Raw genomic sequence first — 22,442 nt, forward strand, 5'->3', positions numbered from 1 at the left:
CTGAGTACAATCTTAAGCTTCAAGTATTAAAGGCCCAATTCTTGCCAATGCCGCTCATTAAAAAGGGCGGCAATATCCTCTGTCCCACTGTTTATCACCTTTGACTCATTTAATCTTGGATCGTATTGAAAGTTACCAATAATCTTACCTATAGATGCGTACAAAAAATCACCCCTTTTGTTTGAAATTAATGTACATTAAATAGACAAGGTAAAACTATACCCATCAGTATTAAGGTTGTTATGTTGAAAAAAACAGATACCTCTAATTTCCGATACTTCCTCAACGTGGTTGATTGTCAACAAGCCTGTCCCGCCCACACTCCAGTTCCAGAATATATTCGCCTTATCTCAGATAGAAAATACACTGAATCCTATATGCTCAACTGGGAGTCGAATGTTTTTCCCAGCATCTTAGGGCGTGTTTGTGATAGGCCCTGTGAACCAGCGTGTCGTCGAGGACGAGTGGAGGAGGAGCCTGTTGCTATCTGCCGTTTAAAACGAGTGGCGGCGGACAATAAGGAGGATATTAACTCCTACCTTCCCATCATCCCTAGTGATAAAAATGGTAAACATATTGCCCTGATAGGCGCAGGCCCCGCGTCGTTAACCGTGGCCAGAGATCTGCTGCCTATGGGGTATAAAATCACTCTGTTTGATAGGGAGCAAAAAGCGGGCGGCATGATGCGCACTCAGATCCCAGCGTTTCGTTTACCGGAAACGGTGCTTGAAGAGGAGCTGGATTTGATCCTCGATATGGGGCTGAAGACCTGTTTCGGAGAGGGCATTAGTAGCATGAAAAGCCTGCTAGATGAGAAGTACGATGCCATCTTTGTGGGAACAGGCGCCCCCCTTGGTCGAGAGCTAAAGATACCGGGCCGAGATGAAGCCGGTGATCATCTAAGCATAGGGATAGATTGGCTTTCGAGTGTGGCCTTTGGTCATACCAAAAAGATTGATAAGCGGGTCATTGTCCTTGGCGGAGGTAATACCGCCATGGATTGTTGTCGCACAGCGAGGCGTTTAGGGGGCAAAGAGGTCAAGGTGGTGGTTCGATCGAGTTTAGAGGCGATGAAAGCCTCTCCTTGGGAGAAAACCGATGCCATGGCTGAGGATGTCGAACTTATCGGTAACCATAAGCCCCTTGAGTTTGTGATGCGAGAGGGCAAGTTTGTTGGCGTCTTATTTGAGGAGGTGCAATCTCACTATGATGAAAACGGCAAGCGCACCTTGATTGATACTGGTAACACTGTGCTGATGGAGTGTGACAAGGTACTGATCGCCATCGGCCAAGACACGGCTTTTCCTTGGATTGAGCGTGATATCGGCATCGACTTTAATCAATGGGATCAGCCTGTTTTAGAGGAGGCCTCCCTGCAAGCCAGTATCCCTAAGATCTTCTTTGGTGGAGATGCGGCTTTTGGTCCTAAAAATATTATTACCGCGGTCGCCCATGGCCATAAAGCTGCTATCTCAATTGACCTCTTTTGTCAGGGCAAAGATCCTGTTGTAGAGCGCCCAGTCAGTGACTTTAATCTTGTTAGTCAGAAGATGGGGATCCATGAGTGGAGCTATCATAACAAGATAAAGCAAGATGTTCGTTATGCTGTGCCCCACATGGACAGAAAGCAGGCCATTAAACAGTTAGCCAGCGAAGTGGAGCTAGGGTATGACGAGAAGATGGGGTTAGCAGAGGCCAGTCGCTGTCTTAATTGCGATATCCATACCGTGTTTAGCGAATCTATCTGCATTGAGTGCTCCGCTTGTGAGGATATCTGCCCAGTCGATTGCATCAACTTTCTTCAGGTCGATGATGAGGTGGAGCAGGTGAGCGATGAGCGCGTGTTAAGTCAGCTCAGAGTGAGCGATATCAATCCCCTGCAGGAGATACTGATCTCCGCACCGTTAAAGACAGGTCAGTTAATGATTAAAGATGAGGATATGTGTCTTCATTGCGGTCTTTGCGCCGAGCGTTGCCCGACCGGGGCTTGGGATATGAAAAAACTCACCTTAAAAGATCTGAAGGCGACCATCCTATGACTCTATTCCAATCGATTAATGAATTTGTGGTGCGTTTTGCGAATACAAACGGGACTGGTTCGGCGAGTGCGAATAATATGTTTGCCAAAGCCATTATGCGTATGGGCCTACCTGTGAGTGCAAAGAATATCTTTCCCTCTAACATACAGGGGATGCCAACTTGGTTTGAGGTGAGGATCAGCGAGAAAGGCTTTTTGGGGCGTCGTGATGGGGCGCCTGAGCTGGTGGTCGCGATGAATGCTCAATCTATTGAGGAGGATATTCAATCAGTCCAGCCAGGTGGTTTTCTTCTCTATGACTCCAGCCGCATCTTGCCCCAGAGGTTGATGCGAAAAGAGATAAACTTTTTAGGCATGCCTATTTCAGATATCTGCCGCACTGAGTACAGCGATCCCCGTCAACGTCAGCTGTTTAAAAATGTTATCTATGTGGGCGCGCTCGCTGCGCTACTTGATATCGACTTTCAGGTGCTTAAAGATCTTGTTTCAGATCAGTTTAAGGGCAAAGATAAGCTAATTCGGCCCAATATCTATGCCTTAGAGCTAGGTTTTGAGTTCGCCAATAAGCAGTTTTCCTGTCCTCTTCCTATCTGCGTGGAGAGGCGAGACTTGATAGGTGACAGGATCTTAGTTGATGGTAATACCGCCTCTGGTCTAGGTGCCGTTTATGGTGGTGCTACTGTGGTTGGCTGGTATCCCATCACCCCATCTACCTCTGTGATTGAGAAGTTTGCCTCCTACTGCCAGCGTTTACGAATAGACCCAGCGAACGGGCAAAAAAACTATGCCATCGTGCAGGCTGAAGATGAGTTATCTGCTATCGGTATTGCCATGGGAGGCGGCTGGAATGGTGCTAGGGCATTTACTGCCACCAGTGGCCCGGGGATCTCCTTGATGACGGAGTTTCTTGGTTTGGCTTATTTTGCCGAGATCCCTTTAGTGCTGATGAATGTGCAGCGGGCAGGGCCTTCAACTGGGATGCCCACTCGAACTCAGCAATCGGATATGTTGACCTGCGCTTATGCCTCTCATGGTGACAGCAAGCAGATACTTTTGATCCCATCAACGCCTAAAGAGTGTTTTGATTTTAGTGCTCAGGCATTCGATCTGGCCGATAGGCTACAGACACCGATCATTGTGATGACAGATCTCGATATGGGGATGAATTTTCACTTAAGTGAACCCTTTGGCTGGGATGATAAGCATGAGTACGATCTGGGTAAAGTGTTGGATGCTGACGACTTAGAGAAGGCGAGTGATTTTGGACGCTACCTCGATGTGGATGGCGATGGCGTATGTTATCGAACACTGCCGGGAACCCATCCGAATAAAGGTGCTTTCTTTACCCGAGGGACCTCCCATAACGAGTATGCGGCTTACACAGAGAAGGGGGAGGATTACATCAAAAATATGGAGCGCTTAGAGCATAAGTTTGCCACTGGCGTTAAGCGATTACCCGCCCCTGAAATTACCATCAACAGTAAGGCGAAACGTGTTGGGCTTGTTTACTACGGCTCGACTGATGAGGCGATTCCTGAGGCGGTGAGTTTGCTCAGTGAGCAGGGAGTGAAAGTCAATACCTTAAGGATTAGAGCTTTTCCCTTCAACCCTCAAGTGGCTAGCTTTATCCGTGAACATGACAGTGTGTTTGTGGTGGAGCAGAATCGAGATGGGCAGGTTAAGAAGCTTTTGTGTAACGAGCTGACCATAGACCCTGCCTCCATGTGCGCAGTATTACACTATGATGGCTTGGCTATCACAGGGCAATTTATTGCTGAGTCAGTTCAAACTGAACTTTCGGTTCAAACGGATAAGGCTGCAGGATAAGGAGGCGCTATGAGTTACATCAAACCACAATTTAAGCACCCAAGGCTGCAGGTCAATGATCTTGGCTTAACCCATAGAGATTATGAAGGCGCATTGTCGACGTTATGTGCAGGCTGTGGGCATGACTCTATCACCTCTGCGGTTGCACAGGCCTGTGCAGAACTCTCTCTTCCACCACATAAAATTGCTAAGTTATCAGGTATAGGTTGCTCCTCGAAAGCGCCCACCTATTTTCTTAACAATGCCCATGGTTTTAATACTGTGCATGGACGTATGCCTTCGGTTGCAACGGGGGCGAATATGGCAAATCGCGATCTTATCTATCTTGGGATGTCCGGTGATGGCGATAGTGCCTCCATTGGATTTGGTCAGTTTGCCCATGTGGTCAGGCGCCGTTTAAATATGCTCTATATGGTGGCCAATAACGGTGTATATGGTTTAACTAAGGGCCAGTTGGCAGCCACTGCTGAGCAGGGGATGAAGAGTAAATCTGGTGAGGCGAGTCTGTTTACCGATATTGACCTGTGCGTGAGCGCGCTGCAGTTTGGCGCGACCTTTGTGGCGCGCAGTTTCTCCGGTGATAAGTCGCAGTTGGTGCCCTTAATTAAGGCGGCGATTAGCCATAAGGGGTTTGCGTTTATCGATATCATCTCCCCCTGCGTGACCTTTAACAATAACCCAGATTCAAATCGCTCCTATGATTATGTTCATGATCATATTACCACCGCTGCGGTGGCGGATTTTGTGCCTGTTAAGCAGGAGATACGCTGCGAGAATGGCCAATCAGATAGCGAAGATATCTGTCTTCATGATGGCTCCATTCTGCGTCTGTCGAGAATAGATGCCGATTATGATGCCCATGATCGTATCAAGGCGATGACGAAGATTGAGCAACATAAGGCCGAGGGGAAGATCCTCACAGGTCTGATGTATATCGACCCAGAAGCCGATGATTACCATGAGATAAATGGCACATCTGATGCCCCTCTGAACTCTTTAAAGCAGGAAACACTCTGCCCCGGTAGCCATGTATTGAAAACCATTAATGAGAGCTTTAGGTAGAGTAAGTTTTGAGTTGAAAAGATAAAAGCCTGCAAGATGCAGGCTTTTTGTTTTTTGAATTAGATGTGTTTATTGGTGCTACAACCCGTAAGGTGTGCACTATAAGCCTCCCTGTTGGAGTAGATGACAAGATTTCATTTACATACGACAAGTCTTGGATCTCAGATGGGTTTCCGGTATCTCCAAACTAGTAAGCCTCAAACCCCTAGACAGAAAAGTGATTTACCACGGAGTACACCAAGCTCTCGGAGAGAGGCAAAAGAGGAGCCAAATCGGAGAGATAACTTTCTCGTAAATCAGCAGGTGTGGATGCGACTACGAGCTTCGATTCTAGAGATAACTAGGCTCTTACCACATCGTAAATTTGTTACCGTATGTTCAAGTAAAATTTTTAGCTAATGAGTCAACTATAATTCACCTTCTATATGATAGAGTACACTCTAAACATTAAAATTATCATATAGATAAAGAGGTTGTAGTTGTCAGACTTTGATTACGATGTCAATTTAGGGAAGCTCGGTGAAGAAGAGTTATCACGATGGTGTACTTCTTCTGGGCTTGTAGCAAATCGTTCTCTAGAAGAGGACACTATGGGATGGGATCATTTAATTGAATTTCCATACATAAAGTCAGATGGACCACAAGACAAACAAGAAAAACCGATTGAGTGCAAAATACAAGTCAAATCAACTCAACGCACTGACAAAGGTGTGAATATCAAGCTTTCAGCTTTGAAGAGATTAGTAGACTATACCTCTCCTGCCTTTATTCTTTTCTACGAATATGACGGCTTAGCCTCCCCTGTACTTGAACACTCATATCTAATTCACGTAGATAAGAAACTTATAACTAGAATACTAAAGAAAATTCGACAAAACTATTTACTGAAGACTCCCAAGAAGCTGAACAAAATTGAGCTAAAAGTAAGTTACAGCCAAAAACACAAACTACCAGAAAATACTGGTGAAGAGCTGAGAGGAAAAATAGTAAGCTTTGTTCCTGATGGAATTGCGAAATATCAGCAAGACAAACATGAATTAACTGAAACCGTTGGCTACGAAGATGGAGGCTATCAGTTCCATTTTAAAACAAGTGGGAATGAGCTAGAAGACTACTTTATGAACAAAGCGTTGGGCATAGTTACTTCTCTGGATGTTAAAGATGCAATAATGCAAGACACACGGTTTAGTCTAGACGGTATCAATATAAGCGAATCTGACGTAGCAAAGATTGAAGTGTTCCCAGAAACACATGACAAGTGCAAGCTACGCTTTAAAACCAACCATTATTCAACATCTATATCATTTGACGCTGAACTAGTGAAGGTTCCAAGTGTACTTAATGGCTATAATAGATTGTTATTTAAGGCAAACTTATTTTCAATAGAGCTAGGGAAAATGACTAATAACTCGTTTGAGGGCATTAAGCTTCATGAGACACTCGACAAAAAAGTGTCTATAGAAGAATGCATTCGTTTTTTTAAAGTGTTTAATTCAAAAAACTCTGGTAAGTGCCTTTTCCTAGAGATCGACTTAGAGAAAAAAGATAGGCCACTCATTTTTCAATTTACTATGAAGCATGACTACTTTGATTATTCAGATCTAGTACTAGACCTTCGGTTTTTACAAAGTAGCTTCGATATAGATAGTTCCTTACAAGTTCACATAGGACAACTAGTTCAAGAGAAAGTAAGAATCGAAGCTTTGTGTCGTCTTCTCCAAAATGATGCCAATGGTCTTGATTTCAGGGTTCCAGACACACCAGAAAATGTGATGTACAAGGAGCTCGAAGAAGTGAAACACCGATTTACTTCCATCGTTGTATTAGGTGATTCTGCATTTGGTGCTATTACCCTATTACACGCTCGAAAAGCCGAAGATTTTGTATACAAAGCGTATAACTCTGAAATTTTAGAAACGCTAACTTTTAACGATCAGATACCGACTAAAGAGCTAGTCGCTGATCTTGAGCAACAAGCAATAAGTCGTTTAAGTGATGACAGTTAAGTATAAGAAAATACAATAAAGAAAGTTCGCAGTTGAGGCTGTCACAATAGTATCGAGTGAGTGGAGCGTGCCTAGGAACTTACACTAATCTGATTTTGTGCAGGCGAGTATGCTCTCCGTCGCAAAAAATGTTGGTTGAATGTTCCCCATTTCAACGTGAGTGTAGTTACTAATGAAAACAAGCCAACAATTTAGAGCTTGTACAGCTTGTTTCTGGACAGAAGTCACCTAGAGTATTGAGTCTAGTTAACCTGTTTGGGATTAGAAAAAGTATCTTAGTTAATTCAGATCCTCAAACTTGATACAGCACCTTTGTCTTGCAAAATACAAGACCAGTCCCCGTTACAGCTAGTATTAAGTGGTGACAAAAAATAACTTAAGCCACTCCTGATAAATCATTATGAGGCCACTAAGCGCGGACGGCGATAAACCTCAAGGTTGTTACTCAATTTATCCGCGTAGTAGCAAAGGAATGGGAAAATTTCACTAGCTTTAAAATTAGCTATCGATTCAGGTTGATTTTTGGTACCACGGAATTCAAGGCGATCGATAAGTTCACCTGACACATCAGAATGAACAACGATATCAAAGTGTGCAATTGAATGACGTAAATTTTGAATTAATTCTCCCAGTGTGCGGATACTTTCGTCAATGCTAGTTTCAACTAACCCCATATTCGCCCTATTCTCAGGTGTTAATTCTTCATTCGGAATGTAAGTATCAACCTTTTCTTTAGGCATTACGATTAACCCCAACATACAGTTAATCGCCAGCGTGTAGTTAAACTGTTCTTCAAACTTGAATTGGTGAATTATTTCGTTATATTGTCTCAACAAAGAAATTGTTCTTGATACAAAATCTTCTTGTAACTCTTTGTAATATCCCATTACTATCCCTTAAAAATTAAAAATTAAAAATTAAAAATTAAAAATTAAAAATTAAAAATTAAAAATTAAAAATTAAAAATAAAAAATAAATAATCCAGCCAGCCATTAATAACGATTAAAAACTTTAACTCAAAGCCAACTTAGCACCTTCAGATAGAAAAACTTTAATCGAACTTAGAACTGTCTCTTTACTCGCTGTTTTCGCACTTTTTATAAACGAAGAACCTAGAGTATCTTTTGTATTTAGCGAATCAGGAATTAGATTTAAAAGTTCTAAACCTTTACTCGACAACGTAACCCGATAAAAATCTTTATGATCTCTTCCACCAACCCATATGTAACCAGCTTGTTCTAGCCATTCAATGGTTGATGATGATATATCAAACAACTGTTCTACAAAAACAATAACATCATCGGATACACTATCGTCGTAGTATTCCAATACTTTGTAAGCAATATCACTTTCTTTGATACTGATACGTTTGGGAAAGCTTTCATAGCACTCGCCTAAAATCTCTGCAACGCTCAAATTGAATAGTTCTATATTTCTCATTTCTAAATCTATATCAGGATATTAAGTCGTCATTTTATACCCACCACCAAACAAGCACAGGGGGAAATATCGGATGAAGGTACATGTTATAACTACCTCGGCTAAGGCTGCATAAATTTTTTGAGCATACCATTTGTTACCTTGTCACCCCACGAACTTAAATCCCCCCACCTTAACTCATGGATTTCTTGTGCTATAGAATGCTCACCTAATATTGCGAAAACACAAGCTATTTGAATTCGAACTGAAGGTGTTTTTTGCTTATCGAATTCTTCTTTATTCAGTGAATACTGATCTTCTGAGTGCTTTATGTACTTAAGTAAATGGCTGCTATCAATCTCCTCCAAATATGATTGAAGGTCATCGAGTGCGCACCACGGTGTTCCATCTATTCCAGACATAAAAACTCCTTTCTAAACTAAATTATTGGCGCCATATTTGGACTCTAGCTCTTCTCATCAACGTGATGTTTCTTTTGTTGCCAATTTCATACTCGATATTGAGCCTTTCGGCATAAACACGGGTTAATGAGTAAAATAACATGGTGCACTAAATAAAAATCAAGGGGAGATCAATATTTAGGAACTACAATGTATCCAAATTATTGGTGCCAATTCCTAAACGCTTAGCAGTTACGTGTCCATGTTTATTTTCTTACTAGGTTTCAATCACCTTAATTTTTCTAAAGTTTCTTTTGATTCACAAGCGACTTCATCAATTTCCGCAATGATTTTTTCGACTTCATCTTTTGGCCACTTCATATCAGGAAGAGGTTTTGTAGGACTAGCTTGATAACTTAAAATTTGTGACCCATCATCATCTGTACAAGGATGCGCATGTATCAAAGCATTCCTTTTTACAATTAATCTAGCAAAATTATCGGTGCATCGGTCTAGCTCACTTTGAGTGACATTGTTAGGTAATGAACTTAAGCTTTTGATTACTTGCTTAAGTTTACTTAAGACAGCTCCAGAAGTCATAGGTTTACCACGGCTATAATCACTAACAAAGCCATTTTCTAAATATTCAATTATGTAAATGATAGTCCATTCATAATATGCAAAAACATAGACAGCTTTACCTACTAAAGCTGCATATTCATCATTAACTGGAACTCTGGTTGTAGTATGCTGATCCATTAACTCTCCTTGAAACCTAACATTTATATAGTGCGCATGCGAGTATATTAGGCAAAACGCAAAAGCACATTTAATAAACCTATTATTTAAGCCTTACTAAAGTAAAGCTATTGATTTATAAGCACTCTATCAGAGTAGCACTGAATAAACGAGCACGGAAAATTGAAAAGTGAACATAGATATTGATGTTATATCCAAAGTAGTCAGTAACTGTCACTTATCGATTGGTAAAAGTAGGTCAACAGGTTTGTTACTGATCTGTACAACCTATCATTTGAAACTGATAATCGGGCATTTTCTTGCTAGAGATAATCTCAAATCGAAGAGATAAATAATCGTGTGTAGATACGGCTGTGGACGTTGATGTCACTGGTATCATCATACGAGCTTGCATCGGGGGGCTTGTATCGTTATCCCTATCTAAAGGCTGTCTCCATACCTCACATAATTAGCCCATGAGCGCATCATATTCACCGTATCGCAGAAGTATCTGCACATACGTTGTTCTTTGGGAGCCTGCCATCATGACATTGATGCATCTGATTTCAAGGGAGCTACGGGAGTTACGGGAGGTTATAGGTAGTAATGTAACTGAGGCCTTTAAACATATTCCCATAACACTAACTCAGCCAAGAAACTCAAATCGGAGAGACTGATGAACTGGTGCAGAAGCGGCTGTGGCCGTTGACAGCAAGGCCAAAAATGTTCCCTACATTTTTCGGCATTTCCCATGTCCATATAGGTCAGATGCTGTCCTCGAACTTACATGTATGACTCTTTTGAAATCAAGAGCCAGCGTCTCGCTGAACCCTTTCAAAGAAATAGTGCACATACGCCCACCGCAGGTGATAGCAATGAAGGAATGACCTTCAGCCATTCACCAAATAGCAACTCAGCCAAAATCTTTAAGCTGGATCCTGAAACTAGTTCAGGATGACGGCTCTAAGTAGTCATTTGCTAGTACTAAGAAAATGTAATCAAGTCTTCATTTGAAGGCTAACAAGCTTTCACCACGGAGGACACGAAGCTCTCGGAGAGAGGGCAAAGAACAATAACTTAGGAGCCAAATCGAAGAGATAACCTTCTCGTAAATCAGCAGGTGTAGATGCGGCTGCGAGCTTCGATTTCAGGGATGAAATCGTAGAGCGTATAGGGATATATTTACAGCGTCTCGCAGAAGTGTCTGCACACACCACGCTGGGAGGCGATAGGTCGGAATGAAGGTTCGATCTGGAATCATATACCAAATATCAAATCTGTTAGAAGCTAAACCAGAAAATGTAACCAGTCTTCATTCGAAGAACATAAAGCCTACATAAAGTAGGCTTTATGTTTAAAGGGATGAGTTTTAGTTTCTTCCCCAAAAGAGTATTGGGTTATAGCCAGACTAATTAAGGGAGCTGCTAGTATTGATGTTGTAGTTCACTGGTGTATGCGTTTCTGCGAAATTAATAACCACGCCGTCACGAACCAAAATATCGAGCATATGTGTAGTAAAGTTGGATGTAGTTTTCATGGTAAATGCTTGAGCTGATGCTGAACCTTCTGTGTATGTGTAAATCCATTTCACATCAGTTTCACTTATGACTGTTTTTACTTGAGGCTGACCCAATAAATTTACCAAGCTTACTTCGTCAGTAATTCCTTTTTTTATCAGTGACACTTGTTTAGGTGTAAAAGATGTACCTGAGTTAATGCTGGATGTGTAGGTACAAGCACTAACTAATAGTAGAAAAGGCAATATTATTAAATATGATTTTCTCATTATATTCCTTGGAAATAAGTATGTAGTAAATGAGGGGTAATATAGTGCTTTAAGGGAGTTTTATATGTGAACAAGTTTAGATAATGGAAAATACTTCCAGTATGAGATTTACTAAATTGAAGACACAAAAAAGCCTACACAAGGTAGGCTTTTTTGTTTTAAATTGGTGGCCCCTCCCAGACTCGAACTGGGGACCTGACGATTATGAGTCGTATGCTCTAACCAACTGAGCTAAGGGGCCTACTTAAGGAAGTCGTCACTACCGAAAGCGAACAGAAGTATACGAGGTTTAAATCTGCTTGTCACCTGTGATTTGATAAGAAATTGCAACTTTGAACTCAACTGCTTATCTGTTAAACGATATGTCCATTTTCTACGTTAAGTTAAGTTATAAAATAGAGGGTTAAATATAAAAAAACCTGCCGAGTGGGCAGGTTTTTAGTCTTTATCTATCTGAGACTGAGGACTACTCGTCTAGGAAAGATTTTAAGATCTCTGAGCGAGAAGGGTGACGTAGCTTACGCAGCGCCTTAGCTTCAATCTGACGAATACGCTCACGTGTTACGTCAAACTGCTTACCAACCTCTTCAAGCGTGTGGTCAGTGTTCATGTCGATACCAAAACGCATACGCAGTACTTTAGCTTCACGAGCCGTTAGGCCTGCAAGCACTTCGTGAGTGGCGTTCTTCAAGCTTTCGCCTGTTGCTGAGTCTAAAGGTAGCTCAAGCGTAGTATCTTCGATGAAATCACCTAAGTGCGAATCTTCATCATCACCGATAGGGGTTTCCATTGAGATTGGCTCTTTAGCAATCTTAAGGACCTTACGGATCTTATCTTCAGGCATCAACATGCGCTCTGCCAACTCTTCAGGAGAGGGCTCACGACCCATCTCTTGTAGCATTTGACGAGAGATACGGTTTAGCTTGTTGATTGTCTCAATCATGTGCACTGGAATACGGATCGTTCTTGCTTGGTCAGCAATTGAGCGAGTGATCGCCTGACGGATCCACCAGGTTGCGTAGGTCGAGAACTTGTAACCACGACGGTATTCAAACTTATCAACCGCTTTCATTAGACCAATATTACCTTCCTGGATCAGATCCAAGAACTGTAGGCCACGGTTGGTGTACTTTTTAGCGATTGAGATAACTAGACGTAAGTTAGCTTCAACCATCTCTTTCTTTGCACGGCGAGCTTTAGCTTCACCGATTGACATACGACGGTTGATATCTTTGATAGCCGCAATCGCAAGTCCAGTCTCTTTTTCTATCGCATCAAGCTTTGCACGACAACGTCGAACATCTGGCTCAACCATCTCTAAGCCTTCAACATAAGGCTTTTTCGATGCAAGTTCTTCATCAAACCATGCGATGCTACTTTCGTCAGAGGTATAACCTTTAACGAAGTTTTTCTTCGGCATCTTAGCTTGTTCAACACATAGCTTCATGATGAGGCGTTCTTGAACACGCACTCTGTCCATCATGGCGCGCATGCTTTTCACTAAGCGGTCAAACTGCTTAGGCATTAAGCGGAACTCTTTGAAAATCTCACCGATCTCAAAAAGAGCTAAGGTAGACTCTGGGTGTCCACGGCCTTTTAGATTGATAACTCTAAGGGTGTTCTCATGAGCTTCACGAAGCTGAGTAAAGCGCTCTTTTGCTTCTTCAGGATCTGGACCTTTCGGGCCTTCCTCTTCATCTTCATCATCTTCGTTATCTTCATCATCTTCATCGTCCAGATCTTCATCTGAAAGCTCTGAACCGACGTGGGTAGCCGTTGGCGCAACATCTTCCGCATTTGGGTCGACAAAACCTGAGATAATATCTGATAGACGGATCTCTTCGGCTTCGTAGCGGTCATACTGCTCAAGGATCATCGCGATCGCTTGTGGGTATTCAGCAACCGATGCCTGAACTGTGTTGATCCCCTCTTCAATACGCTTAGCGATAACAATCTCGCCTTCACGGGTAAGAAGTTCAACAGTACCCATCTCACGCATATACATACGAACTGGGTCAGTTGTACGGCCTAGCTCGGCCTCTACTGTTGCAAGTGCAGCAGCAGCTTCTTCAGCAGCATCATCATCGGTGCTGTCTTCAGACATCATCATCTCATCAGCATCCGGCGCCTGTTCATAGACGCGAATACCCATGTCGTTGATCATCTGGACAATATCTTCGATCTGATCGGCATCGACCATATCTGCAGGCAAGTGATCGTTCACTTCTGCATAGGTTAAGTAACCTTGCTCTTTACCTTTGGCAAGCAACAATTTAAGTTGCGACTGAGGAGTTTGCTCCATAGATATCATCCAAGTTGGGTAACAGTTAAAACGATGCGCATTGATTGCCGCGCAAATCGTCAATTATAGCCTTGTGTGTTTCAGTGTGCTAGTCCAAAATGCTTACTTTTTGAGGCAGGGTATGCCTTATTTCAGCCCTTTTATGACAGCGATAAGCTTAGTCAGCTGTATCCTTTCTTCTTTAGTATGGTTCTGTTTTAGACTCAATTCCTGATATCGTTGTTCAATATATTGATTGTTCAACCAGATCAGGGTTTTTCTAAACTCGAGTTGCAGGTTTTCATCCGCCACTTGATGGTCCCATTGGGTCAGTTTTTTTAGGGTGCTGAGTTGCTCATCTCCCCTAAACTGCTCAAGTAGTTGTGCGCTGTTTTTTACCTGTACACGGGTTATATCTAATAACAGGGTCAGCAACTCTATGCCGGCCATCTTTATGTGTTTCAGTGCAGGCTGCTCTGGCAAGCCTTCACCTAAAAGAGGATTTTGTACTAGCAAGGCGATGGCTAATCGCAATGGGGTTCCTCGTCCTTTTAATGCTTTTGTTTGAAGCGGTTTTGCTTGCTCTTTACTAGAGAAGCCCAGCTTCCTTTTTAGCTCTTCAGCACTGTTCATACCCAGTTTATAAGCTAGGTTCTCTAGCAGTAAACTTTGTAAAACTGTGTCTTGAATCTTTTCAATCAGCTTGATTGCCTGTTTAGCTAACGTGCCTTTATCTGAGCCATATTGTGTGGCTAAAGTTTCAAATAGAAACTCGGGCAGTAGTTGGGCCTCTTCAATCTGACTTTCAAATACCTCTTTTCCCACCTGACGGACCATAGTATCAGGGTCTTCACCTTCAGGTAGAAACATAAATTTCACCTGATTACCTGGTTTTAACAGGGGGAGTGCCGTTTCCAAAGCTCGCCAAGCGGCTTCTGTTCCAGCTCTGTCGCCGTCATAACAGCAGACAACCTCTTTGGCACTACGTAGCAATAGCTGAAATTGATCAGCGGTTGTTGATGTGCCTAATGATGCCACTGCGTAGTCGACACCAAATTGGGCCAGTGCGACCACATCCATATAGCCTTCGACAATGAGTACTTTCTGTGGATCTCTGTGCTTTTGTTTCAGCTCATAGAGACCATAGAGTTCATTGCCCTTATGAAATATGGGCGTTTCTGGAGAATTCAAGTACTTTGGCGTACCATCGCCTAAAACTCGACCACCAAAACCGATAACTCGGCCTCTTCTGTCACGAATTGGGAACATTAATCTGTCCCTAAATCTATCGTAACGTTTGCCGTTATCGTTCTCTATCACCATACCAGCGGTGAGGAGTTTATCTTGTGCATCCTGACTCTGGCGGTAGCGGCTTAGTAAGCCGTCCCAGCCATCGGGTGCGAACCCAATATTGAAGTGTTCAACCACTTCATTGGAGAGTCCTCGATGTGCTAAATAATCAAGAACCTTTTGTTTATCATCATTTTGTCTAAGCTGATTCTGAAAGTACAGACTCGCTTCTTCCATTAATTGATACAGATCACGACTTAATCCTTCGTCGCGTCTTGGCCCTGTTCCTTTCTCTCTTGGGACTTCTACACCAAGTTGTCCAGCGAGATCTTCAATGGCATCGATAAAGTCGAGCCTGTCATATTCCATGACAAAATCAATGACGTTGCCATGTGCACCACAACCGAAGCAATGGTAAAACTGTTTATCCCGGCTTACGGTAAAAGAGGGGGATTTTTCGCTGTGAAAAGGGCAACAGGCAGAGTGGTTCTTACCCGCCTTTTTTAGGGGTACTTTTGCGTCGATTAGATCGACTATGTCAATTCGAGCTACTAGCTCATTGATAAAATCACGAGGTATCGCCATTAGTCAGTAAATAACGCCTTTCGCGAAGAAAAAACATAAACAATATAAACAAACAAGCCGCGCAAGAGCACGGCTTATTCACGCATTAAACATAAGTTACTTAAGTTTTGCTCTGATCATAGCGCCAATTGCCGCCATGTCCGCTCTGCCTAAGACCTTAGGTTTTAACGCTCCCATTACTTTACCCATATCCGCCATGGAGGATGCGCCCATCTCAGTGATGCTTGCATCAACTAGCTGAGCAATTTCCTCTTCTGAAAGAGGTTGAGGCAGAAAGTCTTCAAGAACCTTGATTTCATCTGCTTCAATTGCTGCTAGCTCATCACGTCCGGCTGCACTATATTGTGCAATCGAATCGCGACGCTGTTTAACCATTTTGGTTAAGACCGCTATAGCCTGATCATCAGTTAGAGTTTCGCGGGTATCCACTTCAATCTGCTTGATGGCGGCCAGTGCCATACGAATCGTCCCCAAGCGCACCTTTTCTTTGGCACGCATGGCTTGTTTCATTTGGTCTTTTAGCTGATCAACTAGGCTCATAAGAGATTAGTATAAACGTACGCGACGAGCGTTTTCGCGTGAAAGTTTCTTAGCAAGACGCTTAACAGCAGCGGCTTTAGCACGCTTACGTGCAGTTGTTGGCTTTTCGTAAAACTCACGAGCACGAACATCAGCTAAGATACCAGCTTTCTCACAAGAGCGCTTAAAACGACGTAGAGCTACGTCAAATGGTTCGTTATCGCGTACTTTAATTATTGGCATACGCCATCACCCCTTAGGTGTAGTTGTTGGAGTCAATTGCTTGACTCTAGTTAATTTAAAAATGGTGCGGAATTCTATACCGAGTTCGACCACTTTGTAAAGCCTATATTGCGATCCAAATAGAGATCTTTCGGCCAACTTTTGATCTTATTTAAGCCTAGTCCAAATAGCAAGCGCAATAAACCTAGATTTGAGGGTTAGCTCACTACTTTGAAATCACACTATTTTTAGTGGGTTAAGGGTCAATATCTTGTGTTGAATTAATGGTTTCTTGTGCCGTTAAACGCTCTTTTGTCGCTCTCGTGTGTGTTGCAGGCGGGAATATATTGGAATAAGGGGCAACTGCGGGTAGAATTAGCGCCCTATTTTGACTGCTTGACGGGATATGATGCGGGTTTTAGGTATTGAAACATCTTGCGATGAAACTGGGGTGGCTGTTTATGATGATGAGCAGGGCCTGTTGTCACATACATTGTACAGTCAGGTAAAGCTGCACGCGGATTACGGTGGTGTAGTCCCTGAGCTGGCTTCGAGAGATCACGTTAGAAAAATCGTTCCGCTCGTTAAGCAGGCGCTTGCTGATGCCAACTGTACATTAGATGATATCTATGGCGTGGCTTATACCAAGGGGCCAGGTTTAGTGGGAGCACTGCTTGTCGGTGCATGTATGGGAAGAGCGCTGGCTTACTCCTGGGATAAACCTGCTATTGGCGTACATCACATGGAGGGGCATTTGCTTGCTCCTATGCTTGAAGATGATGTGCCTGCATTTCCATTTCTTGCACTACTGGTTTCTGGTGGTCACTCCATGCTGGTCGCTGTCGAAGGCATAGGTAAATATGAAGTCCTTGGCGAGTCGGTTGATGATGCGGCAGGTGAAGCGTTTGATAAAACCGCAAAGTTGATGGGACTAGATTACCCAGGCGGACCACGTTTGGCTAAGTTAGCTGCAAAAGGCGAAAGCGGCCATTACCGCTTCCCACGTCCTATGACAGATAAACCTGGGTTGAACTTTAGCTTCTCTGGGTTAAAAACCTTTGCGGCCAATACCATTGCTGCAGAGTCAGACGATGAGCAGACCCGTGCCAATATCGCTTTAGCCTTTGAAGAAGCTGTGGTCGATACCTTGTCGATTAAGTGCCGCCGCGCATTAAAGCAAACTGGTTATAAAAACTTAGTGATTGCTGGCGGCGTGAGTGCTAATACTCGTTTGCGTAGCTCATTGGCTGAGATGATGACCTCTCTTGGCGGTAAGGTTTATTACCCTAGAGGTGAGTTCTGTACTGATAATGGTGCGATGATCGCTTATGCAGGTTTACAAAGGTTAAAGGCGGGTCAAACTGATGATCTCGGCGTGAAGGGGATACCGCGCTGGCCACTGGATACACTGCCACCAGTATAAAGCTGGCTACGAGCTATAGCAGTAAGATATAAAAACACCCCGTCTTTTATAAGGCGGGGTGTTTTTATATCCGAAGAATCTAGGGCTTAGGGGTTTTCTTTCTTGAGAATTTAGACTCTTCGCCCTTGAGTAACCTTTGAATGTTCTCCTTGTGCCTGATAATGATCAAGGCCGATAACATGGCAACAGGGAGTACAAATCTATCGTCCAGATACCAGGTATAGAAAGGCGCTAACAGCGCGGTGACGATGGCGGCTAGCGAGGAGTATCTGCAGATAAGCACCATTAAGACCCAAGTTCCCATTAATAGTAGGGCTAGTTCAGGGCCGATGGGAGCCATTGCGCCGAACGCAGTCGCAACACCTTTACCGCCTTTAAAGTGGAAGAAGATGGGAAAGATGTGGCCAAGGCAAGCGGCGATGGCAATGATACCTAAGGAGACTGAGTCTAATCCCAACCGGAAAGCGATATAAGCGGGCAGGGCACCTTTGAGCATATCGAAAAACAGCACTAGCGCAGCGGAGCTGACACCGCCAATACGCAGTACATTGGTGGCTCCTGGATTGCCAGAACCTTGAGTTCTTGGATCGGGTAAACCTCTTAAGCGACACACAAGCACGGCACTGGAGATTGACCCGGCAAGATAAGCGGACAAAATCATTCCTAAAGTAAGTGCGGTTATGGTCAAATTGGTTTCCTTATCCTTCTTAAGGTATCATCGCGCCACAATATTTTTAGCCTACATTTATCTTGCACTACCCGAGGGAGTAGAGTGAGCGAGTTAGGCGCTAAAAATATTGGGACTAACATGAAATTAATTGTATTTGCGGGATATTTTCTCCCTTTTCTGTTGAAATTTCCTGATTGAGGTCTTTCAGCAGAGGCTAGACAATATCACTGATTAGATTGGGATTATATCTTCTTTATCCGATTTAGCTTATCTGACCTCAGTGAATGACACTTAAGTATCGAGATTTCATTAGAGATAATGCCGATGAGATCACATTGGACATACTATGAACTGTTGTTATTTTTTAGAAATTAACCATGGAGGTTGTCATGGATAGGGTATTAATCAGGCAGTTAAAAATTGAAACCATTATCGGGATCTATGAGTGGGAAAAGCAGATCCACCAGACTCTATTGGTCGATCTTGATATGGCTTGGGATAACAAAATGGCAGCGGCCACCGATGACTATCAACATGCGCTCTGTTATGAAACCGTCTCTAACCGCTTAACCGCGCTGATAACGCAGAAGCCAATTGAGCTCATTGAAACCGTGGCTGAGATGATAGCAAACTGCCTGATGACTGAGTTTAATGTGCCTTGGGTTAAAGTGACCATTATGAAGCCTGGCGCGGTTCCAACTGCTGCGGCTGTAGGTGTAGAGATAGAGAGAGGCCACGCTTAATGAGCGCAAGAATATTTATCAGCCTAGGCAGTAATATTGAGCCTGAGCACTACATTAAGGCCGCGTTAAGTGAGCTGAGTTATCATTTTAACAACTTGCTATGCTCATCGGTTTTTGAGAGCGAAGCTGTGGGTTTTGAAGGGTGTAACTTTTTAAACATGGTGGTCGCAGCGGATACCGAATTAAGTATCTCTGAGGTGGTGGCTCTCTTTAAGAAGATAGAGCAGGAAAATGGCCGTATTCCCGGTGCGAAGAAGTTTTCGGCAAGAAGCTTAGATCTTGATCTGCTGCTTTATGATTCTCTTGTTTGCCAAGAGCCTGTTGAGTTACCTAGAGCTGAGATCTTAACCAATGCCTTTGTGTTGTGGCCACTGGCTGAGATAGCGCCTCGATTGATTCACCCTGTGACTGGTCAAAGTTATCAGTCACTGTGGAATGAGTATGATAAAACGCGTCAAAAGTTGTGGACCATTCCATTTACCTGTCCGCAGATGGCATCAAGCTAACACCAAAATGTTTAATTTTCCCGAGCATAAGTTTTAATTTAAAGGATATTCATGGATACGTTTCAGGTCATCATTTTAGCGCTTATTCAAGGCTTGACCGAGTTTTTACCCATTTCGAGTTCGGCGCACCTTATTCTACCTTCGCAGATTTTAGGCTGGGAAGATCAAGGGTTAGCCTTCGATGTTGCTGTACATATTGGCTCTTTGTTGGCGGTGGTGCTCTATTTTCGTAAAGAGGTGGTCTCACTACTGACCTCTTGGCTTGCTAGTATTTTTAAAGGGCAGAAGAGCGATGATAGTAAGCTTGCTTGGTGGATTATTTTAGCCACTCTCCCTGCCGTTATCTTAGGTTTTGCCCTCAAAGATATGATAGAGGTCTACCTGCGTGGCCCTGGGGTTATCGCGATCACGACGGTTTTGTTTGGTCTGCTGCTTTGGTGGGCTGATAGAATGTCCCGTTGTGAGTTGACTGAATATCAGACAGGCTGGAAGAAAGCCCTTTTGATCGGTTTTGCTCAAGCCTTGGCGCTCATCCCAGGTACTTCACGCTCTGGCGCAACCATTACTGCCGCGCTTATGTTAGGGCTAAATCGTGAAGCGGCGGCTCGTTTTTCCTTTCTGATGTCGATACCGGTTATCTTAGGTGCGGCTATTTTGATGAGTAAAGATCTATTCGAGAGCAGCCATGTTATCGATTACTCCTCATTGGCATTGGGTGTGGGCGTGTCATTTGTGGCAGCATATACCTGTATTCATCTATTTTTGAAAATTATTAGCCGTATGGGAATGACACCATTTGTTATCTACCGTCTGGCGCTTGGGGCACTCCTGTGTGCCTTTATATTTATGTAATACCAATTGGTATATAAAAGAGAAATCATGAAAAGTCTTTACCTTTGTCCTGTGTGCGATCAGCCTCTGTTAATTCATGAGGCCTCTGGGGGCTTGCACTGCACTAAGAAACACCATCTTGATAAGCATGAAAATGGTTACTGGATCTTCAGTCAGGCTAAGAAGCCTCAGATAGACTCTAGACAGGTGATGAGAGCTAAGCGCTTCCTGTTAGAGTCGGGGATTTTTCAACCTGTGGTTGATAATGTCGAAGCTATGATCCGCAAGGCTGATTTGGCGACAGACGAGATAAGCTACTTAGATTATGATTGTGGTGAAGGCTACTACTTAAGAGCGATTAAAGCACTGCTTGCTCAGAACCCCGAAGGGAAAGGTATCGTTTCGGGGATGAGTGCTTATGGGATCACAGAGGCTGAAAACGCGCTGTTTTCGGCTGCGAAGATCCAAGCTGAAGCTAAGTGTTTGCTTGAAGAGGGGGAGGAGCAAAACGATAGCACGTTTATCGTAAGCACGTTAAAGCGGTTACCCTTTGCCGATGAGAGCTTTGAGCTGATAACCTTAATTGATAAACAGCTTAAGGGGAAAGAGTTGATTCGGGTGTTAAAGCCGGGTGGATACCTGATTCAGGTCTCACCAGCTCCACGTCATCTTTGGCAGATAAAATCTCATGTGTATCCAGATCTTACCGAAAAAGCGGTTAACTTGCCTAAGTCTGCAGAGCTTGAGCTGTTGCACACTGAGCAGGTGAGTTTTACGCTGTCAGTTGACGGTGCTCAGGCTCTAGCTCTGCTGGAGATGACACCTTATGCCTGGAGAGCGAATGAGAAGGTACGCAAGCAGCTAGCTTCAAGTTCATTTGATAAACTTGAAATAGATTTCATGATTACTCTGTCTAAGAAGAGATAGTCATCAATGCATGGATGTGTTTCCGGTTGGTTCATCGCCTTATTAAGCGTTAAACCAGTTTTATGGTACTAAATTAGGAAGTAGAGTTAACTATGATGCGAGTGTTATTGTGGGTCATTATAAGCTTAATCCCCTCTGTTGCGTTGGCAAATGTCTACACATTGCCGGAAAATGGTAGTCGCCTTATTGGCGAGATCCAGATGCACACTGTTGTTAAGGGGGACTTCTTTCAAACGATAGCTAAACAGTACAACATAGGCATTTTGGAGTTAATGGAAACCAACCCAGGTGTGGATCCATTTCTACCTGATGTGGGTACTAAGCTTGTTATCCCTACTCAAATGCTGTTGCCTGATGTTCCACGTACTGGGATTGTGATTAATCTGCCTGAGCTTCGTCTCTACTACTTTCCTAAAAATGGCAAAGAGGTCCATGTTTTCCCTGTTGGGATAGGACGTATTGGTCGAGAAACTCCTGAGATGGTCACTAAGATTAAATCTAGGATCCCCAATCCAAGTTGGACGCCACCTGCCAGTATTCGAAAAGATCATCTAGAGGAGCGTGGTGAGGTGCTTCCGAGAATTGTACCGGCAGGGCCAGATAATCCGCTGGGGAAATACGCAATGCAGCTCTCCTACGGCGATGGCAGCTACCTTATTCACGGTACCAATAAAGATTTTGGGATCGGCATGCGTGTTAGTTCTGGTTGTATCCGTCTAAATCCGGATGATATTGAGTGGTTATTTCATCAGGCTAAATATGGCGACCCAGTTAGAATTATCAACCAGACTGTTAAAACCTCTTCTGAGCCAGATGGGGAGCAGATCATTGAGGTGCACTCTGCGCTATCAAAGTCAGAGCTAGACGCCAGCAGAGAGAAGGTGGTGAGTTTGACTGCTGGGATTGTTAAGTTTATCAGTCAAGAGAGTGTGGATAGCTTTAAAGCCAATGATGCATTACTTGCTCAAGATGGGTTACCGATTAATATTAGCTTGTAAAACCAGCCGATATAGCATAACGATCTCATTAAGCGCTCTTAGGAGTGCTTTTTTGTTCCTGGGATAGCTAATTTGCTGAGGTTTTTGGTACGTTGGCAATGGCTATGTTGTATAAGCTTTCAACTATCCAATACTATGGCCACAATTTAGCGCTAGGCTTTCAACAGGCG

21 protein-coding genes and 1 tRNA gene are annotated in these 22,442 nt (G+C 43.4%); 10 read left to right on the forward strand and 12 right to left on the reverse strand.

Annotated elements, in window-relative coordinates; all coding sequences use genetic code 11:
* Positions 1 to 26: 26 nt before the first annotated feature.
* On the reverse strand, positions 27 to 164 hold the full coding sequence (locus tag K0625_RS07730) for a hypothetical protein (RefSeq protein WP_220109168.1): 138 nt from the start codon (positions 162 to 164) through the stop codon (positions 27 to 29).
* A gap of 78 nt (positions 165 to 242) precedes the next feature.
* Between K0625_RS07730 and K0625_RS07735 the strand changes: the two genes are divergently transcribed.
* From K0625_RS07735 to K0625_RS07750, 4 genes are all read left to right on the forward strand, one after another.
* Positions 243 to 2,039 (forward strand): FAD-dependent oxidoreductase, encoded by a 1,797-nt coding sequence (locus K0625_RS07735; RefSeq protein ID WP_220109169.1) that lies wholly within the window; start codon positions 243 to 245, stop codon positions 2,037 to 2,039.
* Entirely contained in the window at positions 2,036 to 3,865 is a 1,830-nt protein-coding gene (locus K0625_RS07740; RefSeq protein WP_220109170.1) for a 2-oxoacid:acceptor oxidoreductase subunit alpha, read from the forward strand. The genes K0625_RS07735 and K0625_RS07740 overlap by 4 nt, the downstream gene beginning before the upstream one ends.
* Positions 3,866 to 3,874: 9 nt before the next feature.
* Positions 3,875 to 4,927, forward strand: a complete 1,053-nt coding sequence (locus tag K0625_RS07745; RefSeq protein ID WP_220109171.1) for a 2-oxoacid:ferredoxin oxidoreductase subunit beta — start codon at positions 3,875 to 3,877, stop codon at positions 4,925 to 4,927.
* A 479-nt stretch (positions 4,928 to 5,406) separates the two neighbouring features.
* Positions 5,407 to 6,933, forward strand: a complete 1,527-nt coding sequence (locus K0625_RS07750) for a hypothetical protein (protein WP_220109172.1) — start codon at positions 5,407 to 5,409, stop codon at positions 6,931 to 6,933.
* Between the two features lie 398 nt (positions 6,934 to 7,331).
* Here the strand turns inward: K0625_RS07750 and K0625_RS07755 are convergent, their stop codons facing one another.
* The 10 genes from K0625_RS07755 to rpsU form a co-directional block, all read right to left on the reverse strand.
* Positions 7,332 to 7,820, reverse strand: a complete 489-nt coding sequence (locus K0625_RS07755; RefSeq protein WP_220109173.1) for a HEPN family nuclease — start codon at positions 7,818 to 7,820, stop codon at positions 7,332 to 7,334.
* Positions 7,821 to 7,944: 124 nt separating this feature from the next.
* Entirely contained in the window at positions 7,945 to 8,373 is a 429-nt protein-coding gene (locus K0625_RS07760) for a hypothetical protein (RefSeq protein WP_220109174.1), read from the reverse strand.
* Positions 8,374 to 8,474: 101 nt separating this feature from the next.
* Positions 8,475 to 8,774: a hypothetical protein gene (locus K0625_RS07765; RefSeq protein ID WP_220109175.1), complete on the reverse strand. Its 300-nt coding sequence runs from the start codon at positions 8,772 to 8,774 to the stop codon at positions 8,475 to 8,477.
* A gap of 267 nt (positions 8,775 to 9,041) precedes the next feature.
* Positions 9,042 to 9,512 carry a hypothetical protein gene (locus K0625_RS07770; protein WP_220109176.1) on the reverse strand — a complete coding sequence of 157 codons (471 nt, stop codon included), beginning with the start codon at positions 9,510 to 9,512 and terminating at the stop codon, positions 9,042 to 9,044.
* A gap of 1,387 nt (positions 9,513 to 10,899) precedes the next feature.
* A complete protein-coding gene (locus K0625_RS07775) occupies positions 10,900 to 11,277 on the reverse strand; it encodes a hypothetical protein (RefSeq protein WP_220109177.1) in 378 nt (125 codons plus the stop codon).
* A gap of 164 nt (positions 11,278 to 11,441) precedes the next feature.
* Positions 11,442 to 11,518: transfer RNA gene (locus tag K0625_RS07780), tRNA-Ile, on the reverse strand.
* Between the two features lie 225 nt (positions 11,519 to 11,743).
* Positions 11,744 to 13,579, reverse strand: coding sequence for an RNA polymerase sigma factor RpoD (gene rpoD, locus K0625_RS07785; protein ID WP_220109178.1), 1,836 nt, complete (start codon positions 13,577 to 13,579; stop codon positions 11,744 to 11,746).
* A gap of 126 nt (positions 13,580 to 13,705) precedes the next feature.
* Complete coding sequence (dnaG, locus tag K0625_RS07790; protein ID WP_220109179.1) at positions 13,706 to 15,433, reverse strand: DNA primase; 1,728 nt, start codon at positions 15,431 to 15,433, stop codon at positions 13,706 to 13,708.
* A gap of 96 nt (positions 15,434 to 15,529) precedes the next feature.
* Positions 15,530 to 15,973 (reverse strand): GatB/YqeY domain-containing protein, encoded by a 444-nt coding sequence (locus K0625_RS07795; protein WP_065187512.1) that lies wholly within the window; start codon positions 15,971 to 15,973, stop codon positions 15,530 to 15,532.
* A gap of 6 nt (positions 15,974 to 15,979) precedes the next feature.
* On the reverse strand, positions 15,980 to 16,195 hold the full coding sequence (rpsU, locus tag K0625_RS07800; RefSeq protein WP_012323795.1) for a 30S ribosomal protein S21: 216 nt from the start codon (positions 16,193 to 16,195) through the stop codon (positions 15,980 to 15,982).
* Between the two features lie 388 nt (positions 16,196 to 16,583).
* Between rpsU and tsaD the strand changes: the two genes are divergently transcribed.
* Positions 16,584 to 17,597, forward strand: a complete 1,014-nt coding sequence (gene tsaD / locus K0625_RS07805; RefSeq protein ID WP_220109271.1) for a tRNA (adenosine(37)-N6)-threonylcarbamoyltransferase complex transferase subunit TsaD — start codon at positions 16,584 to 16,586, stop codon at positions 17,595 to 17,597.
* A 79-nt stretch (positions 17,598 to 17,676) separates the two neighbouring features.
* Here the strand turns inward: tsaD and plsY are convergent, their stop codons facing one another.
* Complete coding sequence (gene plsY, locus K0625_RS07810; RefSeq protein ID WP_220109180.1) at positions 17,677 to 18,285, reverse strand: glycerol-3-phosphate 1-O-acyltransferase PlsY; 609 nt, start codon at positions 18,283 to 18,285, stop codon at positions 17,677 to 17,679.
* 371 nt (positions 18,286 to 18,656) lie between these two features.
* Here plsY and folB point away from each other — a divergent pair, with 371 nt between their 5' ends.
* The 5 genes from folB (at position 18,657) to K0625_RS07835 (ending at position 22,272) form a co-directional block, all read left to right on the forward strand.
* Positions 18,657 to 19,010 carry a dihydroneopterin aldolase gene (gene folB, locus K0625_RS07815; RefSeq protein ID WP_220109181.1) on the forward strand — a complete coding sequence of 118 codons (354 nt, stop codon included), beginning with the start codon at positions 18,657 to 18,659 and terminating at the stop codon, positions 19,008 to 19,010.
* Positions 19,010 to 19,516, forward strand: a complete 507-nt coding sequence (gene folK, locus K0625_RS07820; RefSeq protein ID WP_220109182.1) for a 2-amino-4-hydroxy-6-hydroxymethyldihydropteridine diphosphokinase — start codon at positions 19,010 to 19,012, stop codon at positions 19,514 to 19,516. Before folB ends, folK begins: the two co-directional genes overlap by 1 nt.
* A gap of 51 nt (positions 19,517 to 19,567) precedes the next feature.
* A complete protein-coding gene (locus K0625_RS07825) occupies positions 19,568 to 20,368 on the forward strand; it encodes an undecaprenyl-diphosphate phosphatase (protein ID WP_220109183.1) in 801 nt (266 codons plus the stop codon).
* 27 nt (positions 20,369 to 20,395) lie between these two features.
* Positions 20,396 to 21,274, forward strand: a complete 879-nt coding sequence (locus K0625_RS07830) for a methyltransferase domain-containing protein (RefSeq protein WP_220109184.1) — start codon at positions 20,396 to 20,398, stop codon at positions 21,272 to 21,274.
* A 92-nt stretch (positions 21,275 to 21,366) separates the two neighbouring features.
* Positions 21,367 to 22,272, forward strand: coding sequence for a L,D-transpeptidase family protein (locus K0625_RS07835; protein ID WP_220109185.1), 906 nt, complete (start codon positions 21,367 to 21,369; stop codon positions 22,270 to 22,272).
* Positions 22,273 to 22,442: the final 170 nt, after the last annotated feature.

This window comes from Shewanella nanhaiensis (assembly GCF_019457885.1).
Lineage (GTDB): Bacteria > Pseudomonadota > Gammaproteobacteria > Enterobacterales > Shewanellaceae > Shewanella > Shewanella nanhaiensis.

What these genes read in the sequence shown, in the direction of transcription:
- K0625_RS07735 (WP_220109169.1), top strand. Translation starts at nt 243, where the DNA reads ATGTTGAAAAAAACAGATACCTCTAATTTCCGATACTTCCTCAACGTG.
- K0625_RS07740 (WP_220109170.1), top strand. Translation starts at nt 2,036, where the DNA reads ATGACTCTATTCCAATCGATTAATGAATTTGTGGTGCGTTTTGCGAAT.
- K0625_RS07745 (WP_220109171.1), top strand. Translation starts at nt 3,875, where the DNA reads ATGAGTTACATCAAACCACAATTTAAGCACCCAAGGCTGCAGGTCAAT.
- K0625_RS07755 (WP_220109173.1), bottom strand. Translation starts at nt 7,820, where the DNA reads ATGGGATATTACAAAGAGTTACAAGAAGATTTTGTATCAAGAACAATT.
- K0625_RS07760 (WP_220109174.1), bottom strand. Translation starts at nt 8,373, where the DNA reads ATGAGAAATATAGAACTATTCAATTTGAGCGTTGCAGAGATTTTAGGC.
- K0625_RS07765 (WP_220109175.1), bottom strand. Translation starts at nt 8,774, where the DNA reads ATGTCTGGAATAGATGGAACACCGTGGTGCGCACTCGATGACCTTCAA.
- K0625_RS07770 (WP_220109176.1), bottom strand. Translation starts at nt 9,512, where the DNA reads ATGGATCAGCATACTACAACCAGAGTTCCAGTTAATGATGAATATGCA.
- K0625_RS07775 (WP_220109177.1), bottom strand. Translation starts at nt 11,277, where the DNA reads ATGAGAAAATCATATTTAATAATATTGCCTTTTCTACTATTAGTTAGT.
- rpoD (WP_220109178.1), bottom strand. Translation starts at nt 13,579, where the DNA reads ATGGAGCAAACTCCTCAGTCGCAACTTAAATTGTTGCTTGCCAAAGGT.
- dnaG (WP_220109179.1), bottom strand. Translation starts at nt 15,433, where the DNA reads ATGGCGATACCTCGTGATTTTATCAATGAGCTAGTAGCTCGAATTGAC.
- K0625_RS07795 (WP_065187512.1), bottom strand. Translation starts at nt 15,973, where the DNA reads ATGAGCCTAGTTGATCAGCTAAAAGACCAAATGAAACAAGCCATGCGT.
- rpsU (WP_012323795.1), bottom strand. Translation starts at nt 16,195, where the DNA reads ATGCCAATAATTAAAGTACGCGATAACGAACCATTTGACGTAGCTCTA.
- tsaD (WP_220109271.1), top strand. Translation starts at nt 16,584, where the DNA reads ATGCGGGTTTTAGGTATTGAAACATCTTGCGATGAAACTGGGGTGGCT.
- folB (WP_220109181.1), top strand. Translation starts at nt 18,657, where the DNA reads ATGGATAGGGTATTAATCAGGCAGTTAAAAATTGAAACCATTATCGGG.
- folK (WP_220109182.1), top strand. Translation starts at nt 19,010, where the DNA reads ATGAGCGCAAGAATATTTATCAGCCTAGGCAGTAATATTGAGCCTGAG.
- K0625_RS07825 (WP_220109183.1), top strand. Translation starts at nt 19,568, where the DNA reads ATGGATACGTTTCAGGTCATCATTTTAGCGCTTATTCAAGGCTTGACC.
- K0625_RS07830 (WP_220109184.1), top strand. Translation starts at nt 20,396, where the DNA reads ATGAAAAGTCTTTACCTTTGTCCTGTGTGCGATCAGCCTCTGTTAATT.
- K0625_RS07835 (WP_220109185.1), top strand. Translation starts at nt 21,367, where the DNA reads ATGATGCGAGTGTTATTGTGGGTCATTATAAGCTTAATCCCCTCTGTT.